Source organism: Agrobacterium vaccinii, from assembly GCF_021310995.1.
Lineage (GTDB): Bacteria > Pseudomonadota > Alphaproteobacteria > Rhizobiales > Rhizobiaceae > Agrobacterium > Agrobacterium vaccinii.
Genome location: NZ_CP054150.1, coordinates 2,923,479 through 2,946,806 on the forward strand (window position 1 = coordinate 2,923,479; position 23,328 = coordinate 2,946,806).

Below are 23,328 nucleotides of genomic sequence, written 5' to 3' on the forward strand. Positions count from 1 at the left end.
CCTCTTGTGACATTATTTTGTCGGTCGCGGCCTGATTGTCGGCAAGCCAACCAACGGATATGGAGGATAAAAGCGCCGCAAGACGCACCGGGAGGGGTCATGTCTTTGTTCATCATTCTGCTGCTGCTGGCCAGCGGTTTTCTGTCCGGTGCGGTCAATGCCATCGCAGGCGGCGGCACATTTCTGACCTTCGGGGCCATGACGATTGCCGGTATCGCGCCGATTTCGGCCAACGCCACCTCCTCCATCGTGCAATTTCCCGGCTATGTCACCTCTGTCATCGCCTACTGGCCGGAAATTCGTGCCCACTGGAAAGGCGCTGTTTTCCTCGCCGTCCTCTCCATTGCCGGATCGACCGCCGGTGCGCTCCTGCTTCTGTCGCTGGACAATCCCGCCTTCCGCCAGCTCGTGCCCTGGCTGCTGCTGGCCGCCACGCTTCTCTTTGCCGTGGGACCATGGCTGCGTCCGCGCTCGAATGCACAGCGCTCGCCCGGCAATGCCGCAAGCCTCATCGGTCAGTTCTTCACGTCGATTTATGGCGGGTTCTTCGGTGCTGGCATGGGCATCATGATGCTGGCCGTACTGGGCCTGACGGCTGGCGGCAGCTACCACCACCTCAATGCGCTGAAAAACCTGCTGGCCGTCGTCATCGCGGCGGTCGCCATCGTCGTCTTCGTCGGCGGTGGCGTGGTGGCTTGGCCTGCCGCGCTGATCATGATCCCTGCGTCGGCCATTGGCGGCTATAGCGGCGTTTATATCGCGCGGCGCGTGCCGCAATGGATCATCCGCGCCCTGGTGATCTCGGTCGGACTGCTGCTATCGGTCTACTACTTCGTCTCGACCTGAGGCGCTTTTCCCAGAAGATCGGGACGGCGCTCTTTGGTCAGCGCCAGCGCCTGCTCGTGGCGCCACTTTTCGATGGCCTTGTGGTTGCCGGAGGTCAGCACGGCTGGAATATCGCGCTCTTCCCACACTTGCGGGCGGGTATAATGCGGATGTTCCAGCAGCCCACCCTCGAAGCTCTCATGCACGCCGGAGAGGTCGTTGCCCATCACGCCCGGCAGAATGCGGACCACCGCATCCAGCAGCGTCAGCGCCGCCGGTTCGCCGCCGGAAAGAATATAGTCGCCGATGCAGACCTCTTCGAGATCACGCGCATTGATCACCCGCTGGTCGACACCCTCGAAGCGACCACAGATGATGATGACACCATCGCCAGCGGCAATCTCGCGAACGCGGTCCTGCGTCAAAGGCTTCCCGCGCGGGCTCATCAGCAGTCGCGGGCGCATATCGTCTGTGGATACCGCGTCGATGGCGGCCGCCAGCACATCCGGCTTCAGCACCATGCCTGCGCCACCGCCAGCAGGTGTATCGTCCACGCTGCGGTGCTTGTCGGTGGCGAAGTCGCGGATCTGCACCGGCTCGATCTGCCACTGCCCACGCTCCAACGCCTTGCCTGCCAGCGAATGACCGAGATGCCCCGGAAACATGTCCGGGTAGAGCGTCAGCACGGTTGCCTTGAATGTCATGTTATTTTTTCTTGCCGAAAATCGGATGATCCGGGTCATCCTTGCCGTCGTCAGGATTGTCGATCAGCCCGGCAGCGAGCGGATCGATCAGGATTTTCCCGCCTTCGAGGTCGATTTCCAGAACCGCAGCCTCGGAAAACGGAATGAGTGTCGGGCGACGGCCAGCGCCTTTCAGCTCCAGCAGATCGCCCGCGCCGAAATCATGGACAGCGGCGACCGAGCCATAGCTCTTGCCCTCGGCATCGACGGCCTCCAGACCTTCCAGATCGGTATAGTAGAATTCGTCTTCGTCCAGATCATCATCCGGTAGATTGTCACGCTCGATGAACAGTTCCAGCCCGTTCAGAGCTTCCGCCGCATTGCGGTCGTTGACACCGCGAAAGCGCACGATGACGACTGTTTTGGCTTCGCGTATCTCGAGAATTTCGAACACTCGGCCATCGCCAGCGATCAGGTTGCCGTAATCGCCCAGCGCCGTTGGATCATCCGTAAACGAGCTGACCCGCACTTCGCCGCGCAAGCCCTGCGCCGCGCCAATCTTGGCCATGAGAATGGGGTTTTCCAGCTTTGCCATCGGTTGTCCGTTTCGGTGTTCGTCTTTGAAAATCTATGTACGGCATGTTGCCATCAAAATAAACACAAACGGGTGGCGCGGAAATCCGCACCACCCGTTCAAATCGTGCAAACCGGACTTATTCGGCTGCAGTTGCTTCTGCGGCAGCAGCAGCGGCGTCATCGGCCTTCTGCTTCTTCTCGGCAATGCGCTCGACGGCCTTCTTGCCTGGCTTTGCCTTTTCAGGGTTGCTGCGGGCGTCGCGTGTTGCAATGCCAGCTTCTGCGAGGAAGCGCAAAACGCGGTCCGTTGGCTGAGCGCCCTTGGCAATCCATTCCTTGACGAGGTCAGCGTTGATCTGGATGCGATCAGCGTTGTCCTTGGCCAGCATTGGGTTCCAGGAACCGACCTTCTCGAGGAAACGACCGTCGCGTGGCGAACGGGCGTCAGCAACGACGATCTGGTAGTACGGGCGCTTCTTGGAACCACCGCGTGCGAGACGAATTTTCAGTGCCATGTTGTTTCTCCTTAAGAATGGCTTGCCCGCCGGTCAGGCGGTCTTGTCGGTGCCGTTGTGTTCAGCGGCAATTGCTTCATGATGCCGGATGACTTCCTTGATGATGAAGTTCAAGAACTTCTCGGCGAAATCCGGGTCCAGATCGGCGTCCTTTGCTAAGCGGCGCAGGCGTTCGATCTGGTATTCCTCGCGCGCCGGGTCTGCCGGCGGCAATTCGTGGGTTGCTTTCAAAACGCCAACCGCCTTGGTGCGTTGGAACCGTTCTGCCAGCATATGCACCAGTGCCGCATCGATATTGTCGATGGACTGGCGGTATTGCGAAAGTTGAGCTTTTACATCTGCGTCGGTCATCACAGTCTCACTTCTTCTTGCCAAAACCGGGTAGGCCGGGAAGACCGCCCAGCCCCGGAAGCTTGGGTCCACCGAGACCCGGAAGACCGGGCATGCCGCCCATGCCACCAAGACCCGGAGGCATCGCGCCCGGCTTGCCGAGACCGGCAGCTTCAGCCTGCTTTTGAAGCGCTTCCAGCTGCTTGGGGTCCATATTGGCCAGATCAGGCATGCCGCCCATTCCACCGCCAAGGCCCATCTTGCCCGCAAGGCCACCCATCATCTGTTTCATGATGCCGCCCTTGCCCTTGCCGCCCATGGCTTTCATCATGTCGGCCATGCCGCGGTGCATTTTCAGCAGCTTGTTGATTTCGGCGGCATCCGTGCCGGAACCGGCAGCGATGCGCTTCTTGCGGCTGTGCTTGAGCATGTCGGGATTGGCACGCTCGGCCTTGGTCATCGAAGAGATGATGGCGATCTGGCGGTCGAACATCTTGTCGTTCAGACCCGATGCGGCCATCTTGTCCTTCATGCCGGACATGCCGGGCATCAGACCCATAATGCCGCCCATGCCGCCCATTTTCTTCATCTGGCCCAGCTGGTCGGCCAGATCGTTCAGATCGAACTTGCCCGACTGCATCTTCTTGGCCATCGCGGCGGCTTTTTCCGCATCGATGTTTTCGGCAGCCTTTTCGACCAGCGAAACAATATCGCCCATGCCAAGGATACGGTCGGCAATACGGCGCGGGTGGAACTCGTCCAGCTCGCCCATGCGCTCGCCGGTACCGATCAGCTTGATCGGCTTGCCGGTCACGGCACGCATCGAAAGCGCAGCACCGCCACGGCCATCGCCGTCCATACGGGTCAGCACGAGGCCGGTAATGCCGACACGCTCATCGAAGTTGCGCGCCAGATTGACGGCGTCCTGACCAGTCAGGCTATCGGCTACCAGCAGGATTTCATGCGGCTTGGCGTTTTTCTTGATCTCCGCCATTTCCATCATCAACGGCTCGTCGATGTGGGTACGACCGGCAGTATCGAGGATCACGACATCATGGCCACCGAGCTTGGCCGCCTGTACGGCGCGCGAAGCGATATCGGTCGGCGATTGTCCAGCGATGATGGGCAGCGTATCGACACCGGTCTGTACGCCCAGCTGGCGCAACTGCTCCTGGGCTGCCGGACGACGCGTGTCGAGAGATGCCATCAGCACCTTCTTCTTGTCGCGGTCGGTCAGGCGCTTGGCGATCTTGCCGGTGGTCGTCGTCTTACCGGAACCCTGCAGACCCACCATCATGATGACGACGGGGGCAGCGGCATGAAGATCGATTGCCACGCCCTCGGAGCCCAGCATCTCGACCAGCTCGTCATGGACGATCTTGACGACCATCTGGCCGGGCTTGATGGCTTTGAGAACAGAAGCGCCAACGGCCTTTTCACGCACCTTGTCGGTAAAGGACCGCACGACTTCCAGCGCCACGTCCGCTTCCAAAAGCGCACGGCGAACCTCGCGCAGGGCCGCCGTCACATCGGCTTCCGAAAGCGCGCCACGGCCCGTCAGTCCATTCAAAATGGAGCCAAGTCGGTCCTGGAGGTTCTCAAACATCGCGTCATCCTTCTTCGTTTCGGGGTACCCGAAACGTCGGTTCTTTTGCTGTCAAAAACAAGACGCCCGATAAAGGGCATAGCCAAAAAGCACCCGAGGGCGCATCGCGCTGTCGGATGTTTGCCTCCGGGATCATCTATACCTTGCGGGTCCCGGTCGGCGGCTGCGGTCATGAAACTGCCAGCTGATGGGCGCGGGTTAACAGCAAATGCGCGAGAGAGTCAAGGCAACGCGCCATTTTTCACGGAAGCGTAACGGCTGACGTCTTCGTGAAAACAGCTCGACCCTGCATCTGGCCGCTTGAAGAGGCTGCGGCGCACTCCTATAGATTCGTCATGAAAAGACGCAGCCTCTTCAAACTCTCGTTCCTCGGTGCCCTCATAGCAGGAGGCGGCCTTTACGCGCGCCAGTCCAGCGCCAGCGCCTATTATAAAGGCCCGATGTCGGATCATTTCGACGGTACGCGCTTCTTCAATCCCGGCGGCGAAGCGCCCAACGGCTTCCTCGACCTGATGAAGTGGCGGTTCGATGGCGACAAGGCGACCTGGCCGGACGCCTATCCCAGCCCCTTTCCTTTCGTCAAACCGGACGAGCGCGTCAACGGCACCGATCTGCGCGTCACCTTCGTCGGCCACGCCTCCTTTCTCATCCAGACGGCTGGCTTGAATATTCTGGTCGATCCCGTCTGGTCGGAGCGCACCAGCCCCTTCAGCTTCGCCGGTCCCAAGCGCGTCAACCCGCCCGGCATCCAGTTCAAGGACTTGCCGCCTATCGATCTCGTGCTGGTCACGCACAATCACTATGATCATCTTGATACGGAAACGCTGCACCAGCTCCACATCCACCACAAACCGCATTTCATCACGCCACTGGGTAATGACGCCGTCATTCGCACCCGTGTCGAAGCTGCCAATATTTCCGTGGGTGATTGGGGCGACGTGCTGACGGTCGCGCCCGACGTGAAAATCCATTTCGAGCCCTGCCATCACTGGTCGGCACGCGGCCTCAATGATCGCCGGATGGCGCTGTGGGCCGCCTTCGTCATCGAAACGCCAGGCGGCAAGATCTACCACATCGGCGATACCGGCTTCCACAGCGGCCTCAACTACCACGCCGCCCGCAAAAAACACGGCAGCTTCCGTCTCGCCAACCTGCCGTTTGGCGCTTACGAACCCCGGTGGTTCATGAAAGGCCAGCACCAGAACCCGTCCGAAGCCGTGGAAGGCATGAAGATCTGCGGCGCAGCCTATGCCTGCGGCCACCACTGGGGCACGGTGCAACTCACCGACGAAGCCATCGATGCGCCCATCATCGCGCTGAAGGCAGCACTGAGCGAACACGGCGTCCCAGAATACCGCTTCCGCCCGATGCGCCCCAGTGAGGTTTTCGACGTACCGATGGTCTGAGTTTGGCGGGTGGGGCGGCGGCTTGCATTTTCTAGCACTTAGCTAAGGCTAAGATGCTGGAATTGCGTTTTCGATCAATGACAGAGCCAGCCGCTCACCCCCCTCTGCCTTGCGAGGCATCTCCCCCTCAAGGGGGGAGATCGGCAAGAGGCACGATCATCGCTCCAATCGCAGCCGTCAGGAGGTTGGCCGGCAATACACGTCGTACCCAGTGCAGCAGCGCAACGCTCAAGATGACCGGCAAGCGAGCCCGCAGCCAATCTCCCCCCCTTGAGGGGGAGATGTCCGGCAGGGCAGAGCGACTGTCTTGGCAGTCAAGCGTTTTGCCATGGTTTATTCTCCCGGATGATGGCGTTGAGGATGGTGAGTAGCTTGCGCATGGTGGCCACGATGGCGACGATCTTGGGCTTGCCGGATGCCACGAGACGATCGCGGAATTCCTTGAGCAACGGGTTGTGGCGAGATGCGACCAGTGCTGCCATGAACAGCACCGCCCGCACCTTGGAGCGCCCGCCACCGATGAAGCTCTTGCCTTTCCACTTGCCCGATTGCCGCGTCCATGGTGCCAGTCCCGCAAGGGATGCGATCTGTCGGCGGTTGAGGCTGCCAAGTTCCGGCATTTCGGCCAGAAGCGTGCGTGCCGTGGCCCGCCCGACACCTGGAACCGAGGTCAGCAGTGCTTCGCGCACACGCCACAAGGGGGACTTGCGGATATGCTCATCCATATCCGTGTCAATGCTGTCCTTCTCGCGGTTGAGCGCAGCCAACAACCGTTTGATGCTTTTGTGGGTGGTCTTGTCCAACGCCATCCGCAACCGGTTCTCTTCGGCCACGATCATCTGAACGATCTGCCGTCTGCGATCGACAAGGGCCGATAACGCCTGGGTTTGCGCATCGGGCAGCGACCGGATCTGCGGTTTCGTCGCCACGACGAAAGCGGCAATCAGGGCTGCATCGATCGCATCGGTCTTGGCACGCCGACCGATGGCGTTGGCATAGGCCCGGACCTGCGCCGGGTTGACGACGATCACGCAGATGTCGCACGCCGCAAGCTTTGCCACCGCCAGCGTTTCGAAGCCGCCCGTCGCCTCCACGGCCACGAGATCAACCTTTTCCGCCTTGAGGCGCTTCACCAGCTCTTCGATGCCGTCATGGTCGTTCCCGACGAAAAAGCTTGTACCTGAGGGTGAAACCGCAACGTCGAGGCTATCCTTGGAGACATCTATACCAACGATTATATCCATCTTATCCCATCCTTGCCTAAGCGGGCTTTGCGTGCGCAAGCGGCCCTGGCGACTGTTCGGGTTCGATGGAACGGCGGATGCACGACCGGGCTCTGCCACGGGCTTAGTGTCCCTAAGGGGCTTCGGTCTCACATCCGCCACCGCACCGGGCAGTACACACCCAAATGACGGTGAAGGGAAGTTACAAGGGGGTAGGCCAAGCCCACCACCATCCAATGCGCTCGTGCCCTCACACTTCAAACTATGTCATTTTACCGCAAGACCAGAGTGCGGGTGACGGTAGTAGAGGAATTGCCAGCTAGGGTTTGAAGTCTCACTTCGCCTGCGTCAGGAAAATCTTGACGGCGAATAGGGAGAAGACACCGGCGATGGTGTAATCAAGCCCGCGCAGGACCTTGCGATTGCGCTGGAGCCAGCCGGAAAGGCCATCTGCCGCAAACACGATGCCGATGCCGATGGGCAGGGCGACGATGATGGACCAGAGGCCGAGGAAGATCAGTTTGCCGGTGACGTGCGGGTCCGAGGCGCTGACGAATTGCGGCAGGAAGGTCATGAAGAAAATGATGACTTTCGGGTTCAGAAGATTGACCCAGATGCCGTTCAGAAGAGCGGACATCAAAGACGCCTGTGGCTTTTGATCCTTCGGACGCTCCATGACGAAATTCGAGCCCTTTCTGATAGCCTGAATGGCCAGCCAAACGAGATAGGCGGCGCCGCCTGTTTTGAGCACCAGAAAGGCTGTGGGGGACGCGACGATGAGGGCCGCCACGCCGAAGGCGACAAGCATGGTGTGGACGGTGATGCCCAGATTGGTGCCCACCAGCGTCATGAAACCCGCGGTACGGCCTTCACGCAGCGAGCGGCTGATCCAGAGCGTCATATCCGGGCCGGGCGTGACCGCCAGAAGCAGAATGGCGATGGTGAAGGCAATCAGGGTCGGCAGGCTCGGTATGAATTCCACGGCGGCACCACACTTGCAAAGGGTTGATGCCTGTTCATAACGCCGTTTCGAGAAGCTGCCAACTGCCCGACAAAAGAATGCCGCGCCCGCAGGCGCCGCAGGCAAGTCAGCTGTTCAGGAAAGACTTGAAATCATCGCTGTAATCTTCGTGCCAACGTGACAAGGGCGGGCGGTTTTGCACGAGATCGTTGGCGGCCCAGAGGATACGTTTCTCATCCGTTTTGCGGTTCACTTCACCATCAGGGCAAAGAATGTAGAAGTCGCCATTGCCGATGCCGTCGATCATGAAATCGACCGTCTGTTCCGGCGTCCATGCGCCGGATGGTTTTTCCGTCCGGCCATTGGCGGTGAGGCCGGTAAAGACGAAGCCGGGAATGAGAAGATGGGCCGAGATATTGCCGTTCGGTGCGTTTCTCAGCTCATATTCCAAGGCCTCGGTAAAGGCCTTTACGCCCGCCTTGGACACATTGTAGGCCGGGTCGCCCGGCGGTGTGGTGATGCCCTGCTTGGAGCCGGTGTTGATGATGAGACCCGCCTCTCCATGGGCCAGCATGCCCGAACCGAAGACGCGGCTTCCATTGACCACGCCCATCAGATTGACGCTGAAAACCTTATCCCAGTTCGCCTGTGGTCCGAAGATGGCGCTGCCGGGCTGTACGCCCGCATTGTTCATCAGCACATGAACGCGCCCGAAGCGCTGGATGACGGCGCGTTCCAGCGCTTCCAGTTCATCGAGTTTGGAAACATCGGTTGGAATGGAAACGATCTGCTCGTCGCCATTTTCGGCAAGCGCAGCGATTTCGCTTTGGGCAGCGGCGAGCTTTTCACCGTCGAGGTCAACAAGCACGACACTCATGCCGAAACCGGCGAATTTGCGGGCGGCTGCAAGGCCGATACCGGATGCAGCACCGGTGACGACGGCGACATTGTCTGGTGCGAATGCGTTGTGAAGGATCGTCATTGGTTTCTCCTTTTCGCTACCGCTTCAAATCTCCGGCAGCGATGTCCCATGGAACCATGCGTTCTACTGACGCGCTGTACAGTCTAGTCTTTTCGGCCCTTCAAGTCACATGAAGATGAAAGCGTTCCATCCGCGTGCCGTTTTGCATTTTTGTTGCACGCGCCGATAAACTCGCTAAAAGTGCCGAAATCCCAAGGAAATGGCGATATCCTGATGTCGCCGATACGCAAATGGATTTCACCAATGGCCCTTCCCAAAGACGTTAAGAAAGTCGTTCTCGCCTATTCAGGCGGGCTTGATACCTCGATTATTCTGAAATGGTTGCAGACCGAGCTGAACGCGGACGTCGTGACTTTCACCGCCGATCTCGGCCAGGGCGAAGAGCTGGAGCCTGCGCGCAAGAAGGCCGAGATGCTGGGCATCAAGGAAATCTTCGTGGAAGATGTGCGCGAAGAATTCGTGCGCGATTTCGTCTTCCCGATGTTCCGCGCCAATGCCGTCTATGAAGGCGTCTATCTGCTGGGCACCTCGATTGCCCGGCCGCTGATTTCCAAGCATCTGATCGACATCGCCAAGAAGACCGGCGCCGATGCCATCGCCCACGGCGCGACCGGCAAGGGCAACGACCAGGTTCGTTTCGAGCTTTCGGCCTATGCGCTGAACCCCGACATCAAGATCATCGCGCCATGGCGCGACTGGACGTTCAAGAGCCGGACCGATCTCCTGAACTTCGCCGAACAGCATCAGATACCGGTTGCCAAGGACAAGAAGGGCGAAGCGCCGTTCTCCGTCGATGCCAACCTTCTGCACTCCTCATCCGAGGGCAAGGTTCTGGAAGACCCGGCAGTCGAGGCTCCGGAATACGTGCATATGCGCACCATTTCCCCGGAAGCAGCCCCTGACAAGGCGACCATCATCAAGGTGGGTTTCCGCAACGGTGATGCCTGCTCCATCAACGGCGTCGAAATGTCGCCTGCGACGCTTCTGGCAGCGCTCAACGATTACGGTCGTGACAACGGCATCGGTCGCCTCGATCTGGTCGAAAACCGTTATGTCGGTATGAAGTCTCGTGGCGTGTACGAAACGCCCGGCGGTACCATTCTGCTGGCGGCTCACCGCGCCATCGAGAGCATTACGCTCGACCGGGGTGCAGCCCACCTCAAGGACGAGATCATGCCGCGCTACGCCGAGCTGATCTACTACGGCTTCTGGTTCTCGCCAGAGCGCGAAATGCTGCAGGCGCTGATCGACAAGAGCCAGGAGCATGTGGAAGGTGAAGTGACGCTGAAGCTCTACAAGGGCAACGTCATGGTTACCGGTCGCGAATCGGCCAAGTCGCTCTATTCCGACAAGCTGGTGACCTTCGAGGACGACCAGGGCGCTTACGACCAGAAGGATGCAGCGGGCTTCATCAAGCTCAACGCCCTGCGCCTGCGCACACTCGCCAAGCGCAACCTCGGCAAGTAAGCTTTGATATGACATGACTCTAAAAGCCTCGGTTCTCCGGGGCTTTTTTATGCCCGCCTGCGCGATAGCAAGGCAAAGACGACATAGCTCGCCACGGCGCTCAACTCCATCAGCGGGATGATGGTGCCGAAACTCGTGAGTGGCGAGCCGAGCAGGGCGGCGATGACACCGGCTGAAAAACCCGCGCTCATCTGGATGAACCCCATCATCGCCGACGCAGAGCCTGCGATGTGCGGAAAGGGTGCCATGCCCATCGTGATGACATGCGGCGTGAGCAGCGCCAGCCCGAAGGTCGCAACCGCCACGGGCCCCATGATCGACAGAAAGGAGGGCGGGATAAGATGCACCGACAAAAAGATCAGCACACCACCCGTCGCCGACAGGCACAGCCCCATGACCGCAGACCGACGGTCGCCAATTCTGCGGGCGAGGAAGCGCAGGGCAATCGACCCGAGAAAATAAGCGCCGGATTGCATCAGCATGCCCACGCCGAATGCCGTGGGCGACAGACCGACGTCGTTGATCAGCACGAAAGGCAGCATGGTCGATTGTGCGTAGAGCGCACCGACCGTACCGCCCAGCACCAGCGCCGATAGCAGAAAGCGTGGCGACGCCAGAAGCTCACCATAGGCGCTGAGCAGACGGGATGGGCGAAGACGGCTGCGGTCCGGAACCGTCGTTTCGCGCAGGCAGAAAACGATGGCCGTGATCGAAATCAGCCCGAAGCCGAGCATCAGCACGAAAACCGACTGCCAGCCGAAGGCCAGCAGCGACAACCCGCCGATCGTCGGCCCCGCCGCCGGGCCGACCGCCAGCATGATGCCAATAAGGTTGAGAATGCCGATGGCCTGATGGCCACTGAACTGATCGCGCACCACCGCCCGCGCCACGGTGACACCAACCGACGCCCCGATGCCCTGAATGAGACGGGCCGCCAGTAACACCTCGACACTGGGTGCGAAAGCGGCAAGCGCTCCGCCCGCCAGATAGATCAGCAGGAATAGAATGGTAGCCTTGCGACGGCCAAACGCATCCGACATGGCACCGGACACGAGCTGGGCGATGGCAAAACCGCCAAAATAGAGCGTCAGGCTCATCTTAATCGCCGATTCCGTCGTTGAAAAGGCGCGGACGAGTTCCGGCATCGCAGGCGTATAAATCGCCATCGACACCGGCCCAAGCGAGGTCAGCATTGCGCCCAGAATAGCCGTGCGCCGCACCGTCATCGGCGTTGTCAAACTGCTCACGTCGGGGCCTGCTTGCTCTTGTCGCTCACTGCCATCTGAAGGTTTTTCTGGACGGTCGCCAGGAGATCATGAAATTTGGACAGATCGCTCTCGCTGAAACCCTCCGTCGCCTGACCGATCAGGCTATCGACCTCGAGGCGCACGGCAACCAGCAACAGCTCTGACGTCTGCGTCAGATAAATGCATTTGGAACGGCGATCATCCGGGTTGGGACGCCGCTCCACCAGATCGAGCGATTGCAACCTGTCGAGATAGGTGCACACCGTCATGGGCTCGAGACCGATACGGCTGGCAATATCGGCCTGCTTGCTGCCGTCGATGGCCGCAACCGTCAAAAGGGCACGCGCCTCACCTGGTGTCAGCCCAAGGCCCGCCTCACTGATGCGTCGCTCGAAGGCGCTGTTGAGAAAACGCGCACTGCTGTTGAGCAGGAAGGCCAGTGATTCTTTTTCAAGGGAAGTGTTCATGGCGCGCCTGTTTGGTAAGCCTTCCTTATAAAAAACTTCGCGGCCCAAAGGCAAGGCGCGCTCTTTGTCTAGAGCCCTGTCCCAGAGAATAGTTTTCCTCGGCACCCGAAGCCACATATTGAAACGCAGCCTCAGCCATGCCCATATGCATACAAATCGCATCTGCATGAGGACGAACCGATGACTTCCACCGCCGCACACTATCCCGCCTTGACCGAATGGAACGGGAAAAACGGTTTGCCTCGGTTCGATGCGGTCAAAGACGAGGACTTTGCCGGCGCTTTCGATGCCGCACTCACCGCTCATGATGCCGAGATCGACGACATCGCAAACAATGCGGACGCGCCGAGCTTCGCCAACACCATCATCGCCCTAGAAACCGCAGGCGACGCGCTGTCGCGCGTTTCCGCCCTGTTCTGGAACAAGGCGGGCGCCCACACCAATTCGGCAATTCAGGCGCTGGAGCGCGAGATTGCGCCGAAAATGTCGCGGCATTACTCGAAGATCAGCATGAACGAGGCGCTGTTTGCGCGGGTCGATACGCTGTGGGAACAGCGCGAAATGCTCGGCCTGACCGGCGAAGAACTGCGCGTGCTGGAACGCCACTGGAAAGGTTTTGTCCGCTCCGGGGCGAAGCTGGCAAAGGATCATCAGGAACGCCTCGCCGCCATCAACGAAGAACTCGCGGGTTTGGGCGCAAAATTCGGCCAGAATGTTCTGGCCGATGAGAAAAGCTGGAAGCTGCTTCTGTCTTCGGACGAAGAACTCGCAGGCCTTCCCGGCTTTTTGCGCGATTCCATGGAAAGTGCGGCGCGCGAGCACGGCGAAGACGGCAAGTTCGCCGTCACCCTATCCCGCTCGATCATCGAGCCGTTCCTGACCTTTTCCGAGCGGCGCGATCTGCGCGAGCAGGCGTTCAAGGCCTGGGTCGCCCGTGGCGAAAACGGTGGTGAGAGCGACAATCGCGACACCGTCAAACGCACGCTGGAACTGCGCGACGAAAAGGCAAAGCTGCTCGGCTACGACAATTTCGCCGCCTACAAGCTCGACAACACCATGGCCAAGACACCTGATGCGGTGAACACGCTGCTGATGCAGGTGTGGGACAAGGCCGTTGCCCGCGCGGGCGAGGAAGAGGCGGAGCTGGCCGAGGTCATCGCTGACGAAGGCAAGAACCACGAGGTGATGCCGTGGGACTGGCGCCACTACGCCGAAAAACTGCGGTCCAAAAAATTCAGCTTCTCGGAAACGGAGCTCAAGCCCTATCTTCAACTGGAAAAAATCGTCGAAGCCTGCTTCGACGTTGCGCACAGACTGTTCGGCATCAAAGCCATCGAACTGAAAGACGCAACCGCCTATCACCCTGACGTGCGGACCTTCGAAATTCGCAATGACAAGGGCGACCTCGTTGCCATGTTCCTCGCCGATTTCTTTGCCCGGCCTTCTAAACGCTCCGGCGCATGGATGAGTTCGTTTCAGTCGCAGCACAAGCTGCCCCTGAAGAACGGCACGACGGGCGAATTGCCAATCATCTACAATGTCTGCAATTTCGCCAAGCCATCGGCTGGAAAACCGGCCCTTCTGTCTTTGGATGATGCCCGCACGCTGTTCCACGAATTCGGCCACGCGCTGCACGGCATGCTTTCCAACGTCACCTGCCCCTCGGTATCCGGCACCGGCGTCTCGCGCGATTTCGTGGAGCTGCCCTCCCAGCTTTACGAACACTGGCTGACCGTGCCGGAAATCCTCGAAAAATACGCCCTTCACTACGAGACGGGCGCACCGATGCCCAAGTCACTGCTGGACAAAGTGCTGGCCGCCCAGACCTTCAATGCCGGTTTCAACACGGTGGAATTCACCTCCTCTGCCCTCGTGGACATGGCATTTCACACGCAAGGCGCAGTCAGCGACCCCATGGCGGTGCAGAGCGAGGTTCTGGGCAAACTCAACATGCCCAAATCCATCGTCATGCGCCACGCCACCCCACACTTCCAGCACGTGTTCTCCGGCGATGGCTATTCGGCGGGCTACTATTCCTACATGTGGTCGGAAGTTCTGGACGCCGATGCCTTCGAAGCGTTCGAAGAAACCGGCAACGCCTTCGACCCCGAAACGGCACGCAAGCTGAAAGACAACATCTATTCGGTTGGCGGTTCCATCGACGCGGAGGAAACCTACAAGGCGTTCCGCGGCAAGATGCCAAGCCCCGATGCGATGCTGAAGAAGCGCGGGCTGGTTTAAGTTTAGGGTGCCGCCAGACACCCGAAAACTGTCATAAAACTCTGATACGGCGTTTCTGCAAGGGGCTTATGTCGTAGCCCCCCCTTTCGCATTTGTAAAAAAAAGGTTATGAGCCCGCCAGACTAAATTGGCGCATCTTTAGTTATGACGCCCCAACCTCAGAGATATTGAACAATGGCACTTCGCAACATCGCGATTATCGCGCACGTTGACCATGGCAAAACGACGCTCGTTGACGAGCTTCTGAAACAGTCCGGTTCGTTCCGCGAAAACCAGCGCGTTGCAGAGCGCGTTATGGATTCGAACGACCTCGAAAAAGAACGCGGCATCACCATTCTCGCCAAGGCGACGTCTGTCGAGTGGAAGGGTGTTCGTATCAACATCGTTGACACCCCCGGCCACGCCGACTTCGGTGGCGAAGTCGAGCGTATCCTGTCGATGGTGGACGGCGCGATCGTTCTGGTCGACTCATCCGAGGGACCAATGCCGCAGACGAAGTTCGTCGTCTCCAAGGCTCTCAAGGTTGGCCTCAAGCCTATCGTTGCGATCAACAAGATCGACCGTCCCGATGGCCGCCACGAAGAAGTCATCAACGAAGTGTTCGACCTTTTCGCGAACCTCGATGCGACCGATGAGCAGCTCGACTTCCCGATCCTTTACGGTTCCGGTCGTGATGGCTGGATGAACGTCAATCCTGAGGGTCCAAAGGACGAAGGTCTTGCACCTTTGCTCGATCTGGTTCTCAAGCACGTTCCTGAGCCTACGGTTGAAGAAGGCCCGTTCCGTCTGATCGGCACGATCCTTGAAGCCAACCCCTTCCTCGGCCGTATCATCACCGGTCGTATCGCTTCCGGTACGCTGAAGTCCAACCAGCCTGTCAAGGTCTTGGGTCAGGACGGAAAGCTGATCGAAACCGGTCGTATTTCCAAGATTCTCGCATTCCGCGGCATCGAGCGCACAGCCATCGATGAAGCCCATGCAGGCGACATCGTTGCTATCGCTGGTCTTTCCAAGGGCACCGTTGCCGACACGTTCTGTGACCCTTCCGTTACCGAAGCGATGACCGCACAGCCAATCGACCCACCAACGGTGACCATGTCCTTCATCGTCAACGACAGCCCGTTGGCTGGCACCGAAGGCGACAAGGTCACATCGCGCGTTATCCGCGATCGCCTGTACAAGGAAGCCGAAGGCAACGTTGCGCTGAAGATCGAAGAAGCCGAAGGCAAGGATTCGTTCTTCGTATCAGGCCGTGGCGAATTGCAGCTTGCAGTTCTGATCGAAACCATGCGTCGCGAAGGCTTCGAGCTTGCCGTTTCGCGCCCTCGCGTCGTCATGCAGAAGGACGAGAACGGCCAGACCATCGAGCCGATCGAAGAAGTCGTCATCGACGTGGATGAAGAGCATTCCGGTATCGTCGTTCAGAAGATGTCCGAACGTAAGGCAGAAATGACCGAGCTTCGTCCATCCGGCGGCAACCGCGTTCGCCTGAAGTTCCTGGCACCGACCCGTGGCCTCATCGGCTACCAGTCCGAACTTCTGACAGACACACGCGGCACCGCGATCATGAACCGTCTGTTCCACTCCTACCAGCCGTTCAAGGGCGCTATCGCTGGTCGCGTCCAGGGTGTTCTGCTGTCGAACGGTTCCGGTGAAGCTGTTGCCTACGCCATGTTCAACCTGGAAGATCGCGGCCCGATGATGATCGAGCCCGGCGAAAAGGTTTATGCTGGCATGATCATCGGCATTCACACACGCGACAACGACCTTGAAGTCAACGTGCTCAAGGGCAAGCAGCTCACCAACATCCGCGCCGCTGGCAAGGATGAAGCCGTGAAGTTGACACCACCCATCCGCATGACGCTTGACCGCGCGCTCTCCTGGATTCAGGACGACGAGCTGATGGAAGTGACGCCAAAGTCCATCCGTCTTCGCAAGATGTTCCTGGATGCCAACGACCGCAAGCGTTTCGACAAGGCAAAGCTTGCCGGCTGATATTCGGCTTCATCTATGAATTTGAAAAACCCGGCCATCGCGTCGGGTTTTTTATTTGTCGCCTGCGTTAACCGTTTGACCGTTTTTAATTGGGGGCTGAGTCGCATGCGGCTTGCCTCAATGGTAAATATAGCGTTAATTTTTACCCTTCATCCACATGAATAGGCTGTGGGTAAGCTTCGAGCCGTTAACCTTTATGGCTGGTAAGTTTTCTCCGCCGGGGTCAGAATCGCGTTATGAAAACGTTATCCATAGATATTCGCCGAGCAGAGCCGGACGATGCGCGCGCCATTTCGGACACGCACAGATCGTCCTGGCAGCAGGCCTATGCGGGTCTTATTCCCCATAAGCCGCTTCGGCAGATGCTGGATCGACGCAATGAAACGTGGTGGCGCAAGGCCACCCGAGGCTCTGCAACCATGCTGGTGGTGGAAATTTCCGGTGTGATTGCAGGCTACGCAACGATGGGCCTCAGCCGCGCACGTGGACTGCCCTATGATGGTGAAATCTACGAGATTTACCTGCTTCCCGAATATCAGGGCATGGGGCTCGGCTCCGTGCTGTTTACCGAGGCACGTCGTCTTCTGAAATCTCTGGGATGCAAGGGCACAGTGGTCTGGTGCCTTGAGGACAGTGACGTTGCCAGCCGCTTTTTCCGCTCCCATGGCGGTGAAGACGTGGCGGAAGGCATGGAAGACTTCGCGGGCACGCAATTGCGCAAGCTGGGCTTTGTCTGGCACTGATGTTTCGGTGAGACGCGTACCGGGTTTGCGCGCTTTGGCCTTCAATTGCCCGCGATTTTGCGCTATTGCGATGGAGAGGGGGCGCTTCTGGCGCCGCCGATAGCAGCATGATTTCGGAGTGAGAGATGGATAAGTTCACCAAGCTGACGGGTGTCGCCGCCCCTATGCCGGTCGTCAATATCGACACCGACATGATCATTCCCAAGGATTATCTCAAAACCATCAAGCGCACCGGCCTTGGCACCGGCCTGTTTGCGGAATCGCGCTATCTGGATGACGGCTCTCTGAACCCGGACTTCGTGCTGAACAAACCAGCCTACCAGAACGCACAAATTCTGGTCGCGGGCGATAATTTCGGCTGCGGTTCGTCCCGCGAACATGCACCATGGGCGCTGCTGGATTTCGGCATTCGCTGCATCATCTCCACCAGCTTCGCCGATATTTTCTACAACAACTGTTTCAAGAACGGCGTTCTCCCGATCATCGTCAGCCCCGAAAATCTGGAAAAGCTGATGGACGATGCCTCGCGCGGGTCCAACGCTGTTTTGAGCATCGATCTGGAGACGCAGGAAATCAGCGGCCCTGACGGTGGCACTATCAGCTTCGAGATCGACGCTTTCAAGCGTCACTGCATGCTGAACGGGCTCGATGACATCGGCCTGACACTGGAGCATGCCGGTGCCATCGAAGGGTTCGAAAAAACCAACGCCTCTGCCCGCCCCTGGGCTTGATCCTTTCTGCGAGACGGTTTGGTGCTGCCGTACCGAATCGTCCCTAGCCTTCCTTGAAATAGGCCACCTCCAGGGTTAAGAAGCCGCAACCCCGCAACGAACGCCGTTGCCGGATGTGGATTTTTGATACGCCCGTCCCTGTGGCCCCCTTGGGTTTTCAGCCGGGCCAAGGAGGGTTTTCATGACAGTGCGCACGCTTTTCCTGCTGCCCGGTGACGGCATCGGCCCTGAGGCCATGGCGGAAGTCCGCAAGCTGATCGATTATCTCAATAGCGAGAAGGCTGCTGGCTTCAAGACGGATGAAGGCCTCGTCGGCGGCAGCGCCTATGATGCGCACGGCGTAGCGATTTCCGATGCGGATATGGAAAAGGCGCTCGCCGCAGACGCCATTCTGTTTGGAGCCGTCGGGGGTCCCAAGTGGGATAGCGTTCCTTACGAGGTGCGGCCCGAATCCGGTCTGTTGCGCCTGCGCAAGGATCTGGAGCTGTTTGCCAATCTGCGTCCGGCCATCTGCTACCCGGCACTGGCTGCCGCATCCTCGCTGAAGCAGGAACTGGTCGAAGGCCTCGATATCCTCATCGTTCGCGAATTGACGGGTGGCGTTTATTTCGGTGAGCCGAAGCAGATCATCGACCTTGGCAACGGCCAGAAGCGCGGCATCGATACCCAGATTTACGATACGTTCGAAATCGAGCGCATCGCCAGCGTCGCCTTCGAGCTTGCCCGCACCCGTGGCAATCGCGTCTGCTCCATGGAAAAGCGCAACGTCATGAAGTCGGGCGTGTTGTGGAACCAGGTCGTGACCGAAACCCATGCGGCGAAGTACAAGGACGTGCAGCTGGAGCATATGCTGGCTGATGCCGGTGGCATGCAGCTGGTGCGCAAGCCCAAGCAGTTCGACGTGATCGTCACTGACAACCTGTTCGGCGATATGCTGTCCGACGTGGCCGCGATGCTGACGGGTTCTCTCGGCATGCTGCCATCCGCTTCGCTGGGCGCACCGGATGCCAAGACGGGCAAGCGCAAGGCGATGTACGAGCCTGTGCATGGCTCGGCCCCTGACATTGCTGGCAAGGGTATTGCCAACCCGATCGCCATGATCGCGTCCTTTGCCATGTGCCTGCGCTATTCCTTCAACATGGTGGATGAAGCCACCAAGCTGGAAACGGCCATCGCCAACGTGCTGGACAAGGGCATCCGCACCGCAGACATTGTCTCGGACGGCAGCCGTCAGGTCAGCACGTCTGAAATGGGCGACGCAGTTCTGGAAGAGTTCAAGGCGCTGTCGGCTTGATCGAAACATTCTGGGCAGGGGGCGTTGCGTCCTGCCCGGCATTGCCTATCGGCAAGAGATGCTCATATCGCTTGTCGGTCAGCGTTTTCAAAAACGCGACAATGGCATCCACCCGCTTGTCATCCAGTGCAGGCGCTGCCGTCAGCTCCGTCATGGCGATATTCTCAGGCACCTCGGGTGCATCCCATGCCTGACCCGTTTCCGGGTTGATCTGACGGCTGGGCTTCTTGCTTTTGTATTTTACGTAAAACAGCACGACCGTGCGCAAATCCTTGAACACGCCATTGTGCATGTAGGGACCGGTCACCGCGACGTTGCGCAGGGTCGGGACCTTGAACTTGCCGCGCTGTGCGGGATCGCCTGCAACAGCGGGGTTCTGCGCCAAACCGAGATCGACGGCATCCGGCTTCGATCCATTCGCCGCCCGGGCTGCCTTGTTGGCGGGAACGCCGATGTTGAAATATTTGTGGTTGGTGAAAAGCCCGTTGGACAGGCCGTTCGGGCCTTTGAGTTCATGACAGGTGTTGCAGTTGGTAAACTGTGTCGAGGACATCAGCACCCGGCCCAGCTCTTCCTGATCGGTCAGCTTCTCTTCGCCCCGCAGGAAGCGGTCATATTTGGAATCGAATGTCGAGAAGGTGTCCGTCCGCTCGAAAGCGGCAAGCGCCTTCGTCATAGCGGCGAAGGCGGCGTCATCAGTCTTGAACACATCGCCGCCGAACTGGGTGCCGAAGGCGGCAGCGTAATCCGGGTTTTCCTGCAGCCGCTTGGCGATGGTCGTTTTGTCCGGCATGCCCATTTCGATGGGGTTCAAAGGCGGGCCAGCGGCCTGATCTTCCAGAGACGATGCGCGGCCATCCCAGAACTGCCCGCCGACATATTCGCCCAGCGCGTTCTTGCCGAACGGCGGTGAAAAGCTAGCATAGGCGGCGCTGGGCGTGTTTCGATCACCCAGCGACGTGCCGTCATCTCCCAGCGAGACATCGTGCCCAATCGGGCCACCAGTATCACGTCCATCGGTAAAGCCCGCCCCCGGCATGTGACAGGTGGAGCAGGACATGGTGCGGTTCATGGAGAGATTGGGATCATCGAACAGGGCAGCGCCGAGCTTTTCCAGCGTGGCATAATCCTCGCCGCCATGGGCAAGCGTTCCCGTGCCAAGCCCAGCGGGCACGAAGGCGAACACACATGCAGAGATAACGCAGATGAGATGTCTGATCATGGCAGAACGCCGGAATAGATGAACTGGCGTGCTCTATAGCACCTCAAAACAACTAAGCACAGAAACTTTCTGTGCCCGCTCCACTTTGCCGCAGCAGATGTTTTAGTCGATCTGGAAGTAATTCTCGAAGGATTCCGGGAAATTCTGCCGTGCCACCCGCTCATCGATAACAAGCATGGACTGATACGACAATGGATCGAAATCCTTGTCGGCAGGCAGCACCTCACGCCCGAACAGAAGGCTCAAGCGGGCCGCATCGAGGTTACCGCGCTCGAACGGCTCGTTGCCGAACTGGTGCCACAGCGCATGCATGAAAGCGGCATCCACCTTGTGTTCCGCCGAATCATTACGCGCACGGCGCGGAATGTGTTTGACGGGCGTGACGCCGCGCGGATTGGCGCGGCGTATGGTGAACTGAATGCCCGTGCTTGGCATGCCGGATGGAAAGCCGCGGTGTTTCGTCATTTCAGGCAGCTTTGCCATGGTGTTTCCTTATGCTTTGCCGATCTTGTCCTGTGTCTTCGTATCGAAGTCGGACGCATCGTGGCGTTCGTGTAACTGTTCCGACGGGTCGCCATTGACCTTGTTGACCATGCGACCGCGTTTGACCGCAGGGCGCTCTGCAATCTCGTTTGCCCAGCGCTGAAGGTGCTTATAGCCCTTCACATCCAGAAAGACATCGGCCTTTGCATAGGACTGGCCCCGCGCCAGATTGCCATACCATGGCCAGACGGCAATATCCGCAATCGAATAGTCCGAACCGGCCAGATACTGGTTCTCTGCCAGATGACGGTCCAGCACGTCAAGCTGACGCTTGGCCTCCATGGCAAAACGGTCGACCGCATATTTGATGTGAATGGGCGCATAGGCATAAAAATGACCGAAACCACCACCCAGATAGGGCGCAGATGCCATTTGCCAGAACAGCCAGTTCATGGCTTCCGTGCGTGCCTTGTGCTCCCCAGGAAGAAACGCGCCAAACTTTTCCGCCAGATAAAGCAGGATAGAGCCGCTTTCGAAAACGCGGGTCGGCTCCGGGGTGGAATGGTCGACCAATGCCGGAATTTTCGAATTCGGATTGGCCTTGACGAAGTCCGAGCCGAACTGGTCGCCATCACCGATCTTGATCAGCCATGCATCATATTCGGCACCCGTGTGGCCTGCGGCCAAAAGCTCTTCCAGCATGATACCGACCTTCTGGCCGTTGGGCGTCGCCAGCGAGTAAAGCTGAAGCGGATGTTTGCCGACCGGCAATTCCTTGTCGTGGGTCGCGCCTGCAATCGGGCGATTGATGTTGGCGAACTGACCACCATTGCCCTTTTCCCACTCCCAGACGTCGGCTGGTTCGTAACCGGCGGGAAAGTTATTTTCGGGGGATTTCTCGGTCATGAAAATCTGTCCTTGTTCAACGGATCAAGCGCCAGCGTTCAGCACTCCAAAGCAATATAGGGATCAACAAAGATTTCCTCCACCACATCATCGATGAGAAAAATTCAACCTTTGGCGATGGCGTGAAAAAACGTGCCCGTGACATGCCCGCGCCTGCCACCGGATGCTCCGAGCGGTTTTCCCTGCCCATCGGCAATCTGCGCAAAGGCTTCGTCGTGACCTTGATCGATCACCCGCGCATAGTGGAACTCATGGCCACGCAGCACATCGCCAGCGCACCCGATGGGGCTATCGGCTGATATCGTCGCCTGCCGATAGCCGAGGTTCATCTTGCGTTTGGCAAAGCTGGTGGCATGCGACAACAGCCCCGTCATCTGGTGGGTCACGCCATCCGCATCCTCGATTGCGGCACCCAGCACCATGTAGCCCCCGCATTCGCCATGGACAGGCTTCGCTTCCGCAAAGCGTGCCAGACCCGACCTGAAAGTATCAGCAGCGGCAAGTTGCCCCGCAAAAAGCTCGGGATATCCCCCAGGCAGCCAGCAGACATCGCAGGAAAGGTCCGGGCCCTCATCGGCCAGCGGCGAAAAGGGCAGGATCTCGGCACCGGCTTCGCGCCAGTGACGGGCCAGATGCGGATAGAGGAACGTGAAGGCGGCATCCTGCGCCAGCGCAATCCGCTGGCCCGGTGGGGCAATGGCTGAAACGGTCGAGCCATGCGGCACGGTGACGGGTTGCGCCAAAGATAGAAGCGCATCGAGATCGATAGCCGCCTCCATGGCATCTGCCAGACGGTCAATATGCGCATCGATTTCCGGGTGCTCGCTGGCCTGCACCAGTCCCAGATGCCGTTCCGGCAGCACCAGCGACGGATCGCGCATGACGCAGCCCGCGACGGGCAAGCCGATCTTTTCGATGGCTTGCGAGCAAAGCGTGCGGTGCCGTTCACTGCCTGCGCGGTTTAGCACCACGGCGGACATCTTCACCGCAGGATCGTAATGGGCAAAGCCATGGGCGACGGCAGCGGCGGTTTGCGACTGGCCGGAAACATCCAGCACCAGAAGTACGGGGATGCCGAACAGGCGCGCCAGATCGGCGGCAGAGCCTGTTCTGTTATCCGGCACGACGATACCATCGAACAGGCCCATGGCGCTTTCGATCAACACCAGTTCCGCATCCCCTGCCTGCTGGGCAAACAGATGCCGCAGCAGATCGGGCTGCATGGCCCAGCTATCGAGATTGAGCCCCGGCGTTTTTGCCGCAAAGGCATGAAAACCCGGATCGATATAGTCAGGCCCGGTCTTGATGCCGCGCACTTTGACGCCACGCCGTGCAAAGGCCCGCAACAGCCCGATGGTGACGCTGGTCTTGCCGGAGCCGGAGCGCGGCGCACCGATGATGAGTGCGCGTGCCGTCATACCCGTC

The 23,328-nt window shown here is 59.1% G+C and carries 22 protein-coding genes; 8 read left to right on the forward strand and 14 right to left on the reverse strand.

Going from position 1 to position 23,328, the window contains the following annotated elements:
- Window positions 1-99: 99 nt before the first annotated feature.
- A complete protein-coding gene (locus tag HRR99_RS14190; RefSeq protein ID WP_233122184.1) occupies window positions 100-846 on the forward strand; it encodes a sulfite exporter TauE/SafE family protein in 747 nt (248 codons plus the stop codon).
- Here the strand turns inward: HRR99_RS14190 and trmD are convergent.
- The 5 genes from trmD to ffh all read right to left on the reverse strand — a co-directional run bounded on the left by trmD (window position 828) and on the right by ffh (window position 4,535).
- Window positions 828-1,529 (reverse strand): tRNA (guanosine(37)-N1)-methyltransferase TrmD, encoded by a 702-nt coding sequence (gene trmD / locus HRR99_RS14195; protein ID WP_233122185.1) that lies wholly within the window; start codon window positions 1,527-1,529, stop codon window positions 828-830. The genes HRR99_RS14190 and trmD overlap by 19 nt on opposite strands.
- 1 nt (window position 1,530) lies before the next feature.
- On the reverse strand, window positions 1,531-2,103 hold the full coding sequence (gene rimM, locus HRR99_RS14200) for a ribosome maturation factor RimM (protein ID WP_065700636.1): 573 nt from the start codon (window positions 2,101-2,103) through the stop codon (window positions 1,531-1,533).
- Between the two features lie 118 nt (window positions 2,104-2,221).
- Window positions 2,222-2,599, reverse strand: a complete 378-nt coding sequence (gene rpsP / locus HRR99_RS14205) for a 30S ribosomal protein S16 (RefSeq protein ID WP_233122186.1) — start codon at window positions 2,597-2,599, stop codon at window positions 2,222-2,224.
- Between the two features lie 33 nt (window positions 2,600-2,632).
- Window positions 2,633-2,950: a chorismate mutase gene (locus tag HRR99_RS14210; RefSeq protein WP_045230972.1), complete on the reverse strand. Its 318-nt coding sequence runs from the start codon at window positions 2,948-2,950 to the stop codon at window positions 2,633-2,635.
- A 7-nt stretch (window positions 2,951-2,957) separates the two neighbouring features.
- Window positions 2,958-4,535 carry a signal recognition particle protein gene (ffh, locus tag HRR99_RS14215; protein ID WP_045230973.1) on the reverse strand — a complete coding sequence of 526 codons (1,578 nt, stop codon included), beginning with the start codon at window positions 4,533-4,535 and terminating at the stop codon, window positions 2,958-2,960.
- 335 nt (window positions 4,536-4,870) lie between these two features.
- Here ffh and HRR99_RS14220 point away from each other — a divergent pair, with 335 nt between their 5' ends.
- Window positions 4,871-5,941, forward strand: coding sequence for an MBL fold metallo-hydrolase (locus HRR99_RS14220; protein WP_233122187.1), 1,071 nt, complete (start codon window positions 4,871-4,873; stop codon window positions 5,939-5,941).
- A gap of 314 nt (window positions 5,942-6,255) precedes the next feature.
- Here the strand turns inward: HRR99_RS14220 and HRR99_RS14225 are convergent, their stop codons facing one another.
- The 3 genes from HRR99_RS14225 to HRR99_RS14235 all read right to left on the reverse strand — a co-directional run bounded on the left by HRR99_RS14225 (window position 6,256) and on the right by HRR99_RS14235 (window position 9,107).
- The gene (locus HRR99_RS14225; RefSeq protein WP_233122183.1) at window positions 6,256-7,185 is read right to left on the reverse strand and encodes an IS110 family RNA-guided transposase; all 930 of its coding nucleotides are present in this window, start codon (window positions 7,183-7,185) and stop codon (window positions 6,256-6,258) included.
- 313 nt (window positions 7,186-7,498) lie between these two features.
- On the reverse strand, window positions 7,499-8,146 hold the full coding sequence (locus tag HRR99_RS14230) for a LysE family translocator (protein ID WP_233122188.1): 648 nt from the start codon (window positions 8,144-8,146) through the stop codon (window positions 7,499-7,501).
- 106 nt (window positions 8,147-8,252) lie between these two features.
- Entirely contained in the window at window positions 8,253-9,107 is an 855-nt protein-coding gene (locus HRR99_RS14235; protein ID WP_233122189.1) for an SDR family NAD(P)-dependent oxidoreductase, read from the reverse strand.
- A 243-nt stretch (window positions 9,108-9,350) separates the two neighbouring features.
- On the opposite strand from HRR99_RS14235, the gene HRR99_RS14240 reads away from it, so the two are divergent.
- Window positions 9,351-10,574, forward strand: a complete 1,224-nt coding sequence (locus HRR99_RS14240; protein WP_233122190.1) for an argininosuccinate synthase — start codon at window positions 9,351-9,353, stop codon at window positions 10,572-10,574.
- A 47-nt stretch (window positions 10,575-10,621) separates the two neighbouring features.
- On the opposite strand, the gene HRR99_RS14245 is transcribed toward HRR99_RS14240, so the two are convergent.
- A complete protein-coding gene (locus HRR99_RS14245; RefSeq protein WP_233123516.1) occupies window positions 10,622-11,800 on the reverse strand; it encodes a multidrug effflux MFS transporter in 1,179 nt (392 codons plus the stop codon).
- A gap of 17 nt (window positions 11,801-11,817) precedes the next feature.
- Window positions 11,818-12,288: a MarR family winged helix-turn-helix transcriptional regulator gene (locus HRR99_RS14250; protein ID WP_233122191.1), complete on the reverse strand. Its 471-nt coding sequence runs from the start codon at window positions 12,286-12,288 to the stop codon at window positions 11,818-11,820.
- A 180-nt stretch (window positions 12,289-12,468) separates the two neighbouring features.
- Here HRR99_RS14250 and HRR99_RS14255 point away from each other — a divergent pair, with 180 nt between their 5' ends.
- The 5 genes from HRR99_RS14255 to leuB all read left to right on the forward strand — a co-directional run bounded on the left by HRR99_RS14255 (window position 12,469) and on the right by leuB (window position 19,292).
- Window positions 12,469-14,529: a M3 family metallopeptidase gene (locus tag HRR99_RS14255; RefSeq protein WP_233122192.1), complete on the forward strand. Its 2,061-nt coding sequence runs from the start codon at window positions 12,469-12,471 to the stop codon at window positions 14,527-14,529.
- 174 nt (window positions 14,530-14,703) lie between these two features.
- Window positions 14,704-16,524: a translational GTPase TypA gene (gene typA / locus HRR99_RS14260; protein WP_111841330.1), complete on the forward strand. Its 1,821-nt coding sequence runs from the start codon at window positions 14,704-14,706 to the stop codon at window positions 16,522-16,524.
- A gap of 236 nt (window positions 16,525-16,760) precedes the next feature.
- Window positions 16,761-17,267, forward strand: coding sequence for a GNAT family N-acetyltransferase (locus HRR99_RS14265; protein ID WP_112501075.1), 507 nt, complete (start codon window positions 16,761-16,763; stop codon window positions 17,265-17,267).
- A 125-nt stretch (window positions 17,268-17,392) separates the two neighbouring features.
- On the forward strand, window positions 17,393-17,998 hold the full coding sequence (gene leuD / locus HRR99_RS14270; RefSeq protein ID WP_111841328.1) for a 3-isopropylmalate dehydratase small subunit: 606 nt from the start codon (window positions 17,393-17,395) through the stop codon (window positions 17,996-17,998).
- A gap of 181 nt (window positions 17,999-18,179) precedes the next feature.
- Window positions 18,180-19,292, forward strand: coding sequence for a 3-isopropylmalate dehydrogenase (gene leuB, locus HRR99_RS14275; protein WP_233122193.1), 1,113 nt, complete (start codon window positions 18,180-18,182; stop codon window positions 19,290-19,292).
- Here leuB and HRR99_RS14280 read toward each other — a convergent pair.
- From HRR99_RS14280 to HRR99_RS14295, 4 genes are all read right to left on the reverse strand, one after another.
- Complete coding sequence (locus tag HRR99_RS14280) at window positions 19,273-20,514, reverse strand: cytochrome-c peroxidase (protein WP_233122194.1); 1,242 nt, start codon at window positions 20,512-20,514, stop codon at window positions 19,273-19,275. The genes leuB and HRR99_RS14280 overlap by 20 nt on opposite strands.
- Window positions 20,515-20,616: 102 nt before the next feature.
- Window positions 20,617-20,997, reverse strand: a complete 381-nt coding sequence (locus tag HRR99_RS14285) for a hypothetical protein (RefSeq protein ID WP_111841325.1) — start codon at window positions 20,995-20,997, stop codon at window positions 20,617-20,619.
- A gap of 9 nt (window positions 20,998-21,006) precedes the next feature.
- Window positions 21,007-21,903 (reverse strand): glutathione-dependent disulfide-bond oxidoreductase, encoded by an 897-nt coding sequence (gene yghU, locus HRR99_RS14290; RefSeq protein ID WP_233122195.1) that lies wholly within the window; start codon window positions 21,901-21,903, stop codon window positions 21,007-21,009.
- 104 nt (window positions 21,904-22,007) lie between these two features.
- A complete protein-coding gene (locus HRR99_RS14295) occupies window positions 22,008-23,321 on the reverse strand; it encodes a cobyrinic acid a,c-diamide synthase CobB (protein ID WP_233122196.1) in 1,314 nt (437 codons plus the stop codon).
- Window positions 23,322-23,328: the final 7 nt, after the last annotated feature.

What these genes read in the sequence shown, in the direction of transcription:
- ffh (WP_045230973.1), bottom strand. Translation starts at nt 4,535, where the DNA reads ATGTTTGAGAACCTCCAGGACCGACTTGGCTCCATTTTGAATGGACTG.
- HRR99_RS14190 (WP_233122184.1), top strand. Translation starts at nt 100, where the DNA reads ATGTCTTTGTTCATCATTCTGCTGCTGCTGGCCAGCGGTTTTCTGTCC.
- leuD (WP_111841328.1), top strand. Translation starts at nt 17,393, where the DNA reads ATGGATAAGTTCACCAAGCTGACGGGTGTCGCCGCCCCTATGCCGGTC.
- HRR99_RS14250 (WP_233122191.1), bottom strand. Translation starts at nt 12,288, where the DNA reads ATGAACACTTCCCTTGAAAAAGAATCACTGGCCTTCCTGCTCAACAGC.
- HRR99_RS14220 (WP_233122187.1), top strand. Translation starts at nt 4,871, where the DNA reads ATGAAAAGACGCAGCCTCTTCAAACTCTCGTTCCTCGGTGCCCTCATA.
- HRR99_RS14255 (WP_233122192.1), top strand. Translation starts at nt 12,469, where the DNA reads ATGACTTCCACCGCCGCACACTATCCCGCCTTGACCGAATGGAACGGG.
- HRR99_RS14245 (WP_233123516.1), bottom strand. Translation starts at nt 11,800, where the DNA reads ATGACGGTGCGGCGCACGGCTATTCTGGGCGCAATGCTGACCTCGCTT.
- rpsP (WP_233122186.1), bottom strand. Translation starts at nt 2,599, where the DNA reads ATGGCACTGAAAATTCGTCTCGCACGCGGTGGTTCCAAGAAGCGCCCG.
- typA (WP_111841330.1), top strand. Translation starts at nt 14,704, where the DNA reads ATGGCACTTCGCAACATCGCGATTATCGCGCACGTTGACCATGGCAAA.
- HRR99_RS14225 (WP_233122183.1), bottom strand. Translation starts at nt 7,185, where the DNA reads ATGGATATAATCGTTGGTATAGATGTCTCCAAGGATAGCCTCGACGTT.
- HRR99_RS14265 (WP_112501075.1), top strand. Translation starts at nt 16,761, where the DNA reads ATGAAAACGTTATCCATAGATATTCGCCGAGCAGAGCCGGACGATGCG.
- HRR99_RS14280 (WP_233122194.1), bottom strand. Translation starts at nt 20,514, where the DNA reads ATGATCAGACATCTCATCTGCGTTATCTCTGCATGTGTGTTCGCCTTC.
- HRR99_RS14285 (WP_111841325.1), bottom strand. Translation starts at nt 20,997, where the DNA reads ATGGCAAAGCTGCCTGAAATGACGAAACACCGCGGCTTTCCATCCGGC.
- leuB (WP_233122193.1), top strand. Translation starts at nt 18,180, where the DNA reads ATGACAGTGCGCACGCTTTTCCTGCTGCCCGGTGACGGCATCGGCCCT.
- HRR99_RS14210 (WP_045230972.1), bottom strand. Translation starts at nt 2,950, where the DNA reads ATGACCGACGCAGATGTAAAAGCTCAACTTTCGCAATACCGCCAGTCC.
- HRR99_RS14235 (WP_233122189.1), bottom strand. Translation starts at nt 9,107, where the DNA reads ATGACGATCCTTCACAACGCATTCGCACCAGACAATGTCGCCGTCGTC.
- rimM (WP_065700636.1), bottom strand. Translation starts at nt 2,103, where the DNA reads ATGGCAAAGCTGGAAAACCCCATTCTCATGGCCAAGATTGGCGCGGCG.
- HRR99_RS14295 (WP_233122196.1), bottom strand. Translation starts at nt 23,321, where the DNA reads ATGACGGCACGCGCACTCATCATCGGTGCGCCGCGCTCCGGCTCCGGC.
- yghU (WP_233122195.1), bottom strand. Translation starts at nt 21,903, where the DNA reads ATGACCGAGAAATCCCCCGAAAATAACTTTCCCGCCGGTTACGAACCA.
- HRR99_RS14240 (WP_233122190.1), top strand. Translation starts at nt 9,351, where the DNA reads ATGGCCCTTCCCAAAGACGTTAAGAAAGTCGTTCTCGCCTATTCAGGC.
- trmD (WP_233122185.1), bottom strand. Translation starts at nt 1,529, where the DNA reads ATGACATTCAAGGCAACCGTGCTGACGCTCTACCCGGACATGTTTCCG.